The following is a 3,250-nucleotide window of genomic DNA, read 5'->3' on the forward strand; positions in this document are numbered from 1 at the left end:
CGGACGGGCGGCCGGGCCGTGGTGATGCCGTAGAAGGCGCGGCCCTGGCCGCCGAGCACCGAGACGGCGAACCCGCGGGAGGCCACGTCGAGCGTGGTGACCGGGCGGACCCAGGCGGCGCCCTTGCAGGCCGGGTCGGTGATCTTGTTCTGGGCGAGCCAGGCGTTGTACCCGGCCGCCCAGCCGCGCATCAGTTCCCTGAGGTCCCGGCTGGGACCGGCCGGGGCGGGCGTGGCGAGGAGCTTCTCGACGGTGCCGGCCTCCCGGACCCCCTTGAAGTACAGGTCGCTGGAGAGGTTCCCGGTCGCGGAGGACAGCGAGCCGTCGGGGGCCGCGTCCGCGCCGAACCAGCGCGAGCGCTCGCCGGCGACGGTCACGAACCCGTCGGCGAGCACGCAGACCTGGTCGGCGGCCTGCGCCCAGCCCGTGCCGAAGCCGAGATGGGCGTAGTCCTGGGCCAGGATGTGCGGGATGCCGTTCTCGGTGTACCGGATGACGGCGGACAGGCCGCCGCCCGACGGCCCGCGGTCGGCGGCGGCCGTCGCGGCCGAGGCCTGCGGGACCGCCGCGGTGACGGCGAGCAGGGCCGCGCCGGTGAGCGCGGCGCGCCGGAGCAGCGCGCGGGTGCGGGGATGTCCGTGGAGTAAGCGCAACGTGCCTCCCAAGTGGCCTGCGACGGGGCGTGGTTGCCCGTGGTGCAGGAGGTGCTTGCGTGCCCCCACACTCATGCAGCCGGTCTGATGATCTGTCAACATCCCGTTGGGTATCGGGTCGTTCCGGTCCTTGACCCCGGACTCGCGCGCAGACGAGGATCACGCCATGACGGCAGCGCGGTCGGAGCGGGCAGGGTGGTCGGTGCGGGGCGGCACGGTCGACGGGCTGGTGCGCGACAGCGCACTACGGGTTCCCGACCGGCCGGCGGTCCACTACCGGGGCCGCACCTGGACGTACGCGGAACTCGACGCGGCCGTCTCCACCGGGGCCGCCGTACTGCGCGAGCGGTACGGGCTGTCCGCCGGCGACCGGGTCGCGACCTTCGCCCACAACTGCGACGCCTACCTGCTGGCCTTCCTCGCCTGCGCCCGGGCCGGGCTCACGCACGTCCCGGTCAACCAGAACCTCACCGGCGAGGACCTCGCGCACATCCTGGACGACTGCACGAGCGCGCTGGTCCTCGCCGACCCGGACCTGGCCGGGCGGATCCCCCGGGACCACGCCGTACGGCCGCTGCGGGACGCCCCCGGCTCCTTCCTCGCGGACCTCGCCGATCCGCGGCCCTTCACGGCGGACGGCGACGCGGACGCGGTGGTGCAGCTGCTCTACACCTCGGGGACCACCGCGCTGCCCAAGGGCGCGATGATGACGCACCGGGCGCTGGTCCACGAGTACGAGAGCGCGATCGAGGCGCTGGACCTGGCCGAGGAGGACCGGCCGGTGCACTCCCTGCCGCTCTACCACTCGGCGCAGATGCACGTCTTCTTGCTGCCCTACCTGGCGGTGGGCGCGCAGAACACGATCCTGGACGCGCCGGTCGCCGAGGAGATCTTCGGGCTGGTGGAGGAGGGGCGGGCCGACAGCCTCTTCGCGCCGCCCACGGTGTGGATCGCACTCGCGGGCCACCCCGACTTCGGGCGCCGCGAACTGGGCGCGCTGCGCAAGGCGTACTACGGGGCCTCGATCATGCCGGTGCCCGTCCTGGAGCGGCTGCGGGCGAGCCTGCCCGGACTCGGCTTCTACAACTGCTTCGGACAGAGCGAGATCGGCCCGCTGGCCACCGTCCTGGGACCGGACGAGCACGAGGGGCGGATGGAGTCCTGCGGGCGGCCCGTCCGCCACGTCGAGGCGAAGGTCGTCGACGAGGACGGGGCGGACGTGCCCGACGGCACGGCCGGCGAGGTGGTGTACCGCTCGCCCCAGCTCTGCCTGGGCTACTGGAACGACCCCGAGGCAACGGAGAAGGCCTTCCGGGACGGCTGGTTCCGCTCCGGTGACCTCGCGGTGCGCGACGCCGAGGGGTACTTCACGGTCGTCGACCGGGTGAAGGACGTCATCAACTCGGGCGGCGTACTGGTCGCGTCCCGGCAGGTGGAGGACGTCCTCTACACGCATCCGGGGGTCGCCGGGGCGGCGGTGGTGGGCCTGCCCGACGCACGGTGGATCGAGGCGGTCACGGCCGTCGTGGTGCCGCGCGGCGAGGTGACGGAGGCGGAGCTGCTGGCGTACGCGCGGGAGAGGCTGGCCGGTTTCAAGGCCCCGAAGCGGGTCCTGTTCGTGGACGCCCTCCCGCGCAACGCCAGCGGCAAGATCCTCAAGAGGGAACTGCGCGACCGCTTCGGGCGGGAGCCCCGGCCGAACCCCTGACGCAGCCCCGCGGGAACGGCCCGGCGAGGGCCCGCGCGGGTCACCCGGGCGGCAGGCCGGTGTCCCGGAGGCGGCGGGCCGTGACGTGCTCGTGGACCAGGCGGCCGACGAGGGCGCCGCCGTAGACGACGAAGCCGACGCCGACCAGCCAGGACTGGACGACCAGCAGCGTGCCGAAGGGGCCGTACGTGACGGCGTTGGACGCGATCAGCGGGGAGAACACCAACTGGGAGAAGACCCGCAGGCCGAGCAGGCCGATGCTGGTCGCCACCGCCCCCGGCAGCAGGGCCCGCCAGCGGACCCGGCCGCCGAGCAGCAGCCGCTGGGAGCCCCAGAAGAACAGGCAGGTGCCGACGAGGTCGCCGGTGGTGCCCAGGATGGTGCCGAGGGCGTCGTCGGACGGCGCGGGGATCCCGACCAGCAGCCCGAGGTAGCAGACCAGCAGGGCCAGCCAGACGACGTGCCGCCACATGGTGTGCCAGCGGGCGGTGGGCAGGTCCCACACCTTCTCGTACCCGGTCTGCACGGCCGAGCCGAAGGTCAGGCCGAAGACGGCGAGGGCCGCTAGGCCGAAGGCCGTGGTCCGTTCGAGGGCCAGGTCGGCCGCGCCGAACAGCATCTCGACCCGGGCCCGGGAGGACGCGGTGACCCCGAGGGCCTGGCCGAGCCAGCGGCCGAAGCCGGATCCGCTGCCGGGGGCGGCGGCCGCGACGACCACCAGCAGCGGCACCAGGGTCAGGAACCCGAGGGCGGCGAAGCCCATGGCCCGGTGCATGAGCTCCATCTCCCGACCCCGGGTGTTACGCGCCCCCAGCGCGGGGGGCGTGTGTCGGGCGGTTTATGGGGGGGCTTAAAAAGATATAGCTAACAAGATATCTCGCCAGGGGCT

General features: G+C 73.6%; 3 protein-coding genes. 1 reads left to right on the plus strand and 2 read right to left on the minus strand.

Translation table 11 applies throughout. From position 1 onward, the window contains the following. On the minus strand, window positions 1-653 hold a 653-nt coding region (locus ACFXA3_RS39315), incomplete at its 3' end, for a penicillin acylase family protein (RefSeq protein WP_385195678.1). A 166-nt stretch (window positions 654-819) separates the two neighbouring features. Between ACFXA3_RS39315 and ACFXA3_RS39320 the strand changes: the two genes are divergently transcribed. Then, window positions 820-2,361 carry a fatty acyl-CoA synthetase gene (locus ACFXA3_RS39320; RefSeq protein WP_385195680.1) on the plus strand — a complete coding sequence of 514 codons (1,542 nt, stop codon included), beginning with the start codon at window positions 820-822 and terminating at the stop codon, window positions 2,359-2,361. A gap of 40 nt (window positions 2,362-2,401) precedes the next feature. Here the strand turns inward: ACFXA3_RS39320 and ACFXA3_RS39325 are convergent, their stop codons facing one another. Next, window positions 2,402-3,145, minus strand: coding sequence for a YhjD/YihY/BrkB family envelope integrity protein (locus tag ACFXA3_RS39325; RefSeq protein ID WP_385195682.1), 744 nt, complete (start codon window positions 3,143-3,145; stop codon window positions 2,402-2,404). Window positions 3,146-3,250: the final 105 nt, after the last annotated feature.

Source organism: Streptomyces sp. NPDC059456 (genome assembly GCF_042750055.1).
Classification (GTDB): domain Bacteria; phylum Actinomycetota; class Actinomycetes; order Streptomycetales; family Streptomycetaceae; genus Streptomyces.

Bases quoted from the DNA above. Each gene is read 5' to 3' on its own strand.
- ACFXA3_RS39325 (WP_385195682.1), bottom strand. From the start codon at position 3,145: ATGGAGCTCATGCACCGGGCCATGGGCTTCGCCGCCCTCGGGTTCCTG.
- ACFXA3_RS39320 (WP_385195680.1), top strand. From the start codon at position 820: ATGACGGCAGCGCGGTCGGAGCGGGCAGGGTGGTCGGTGCGGGGCGGC.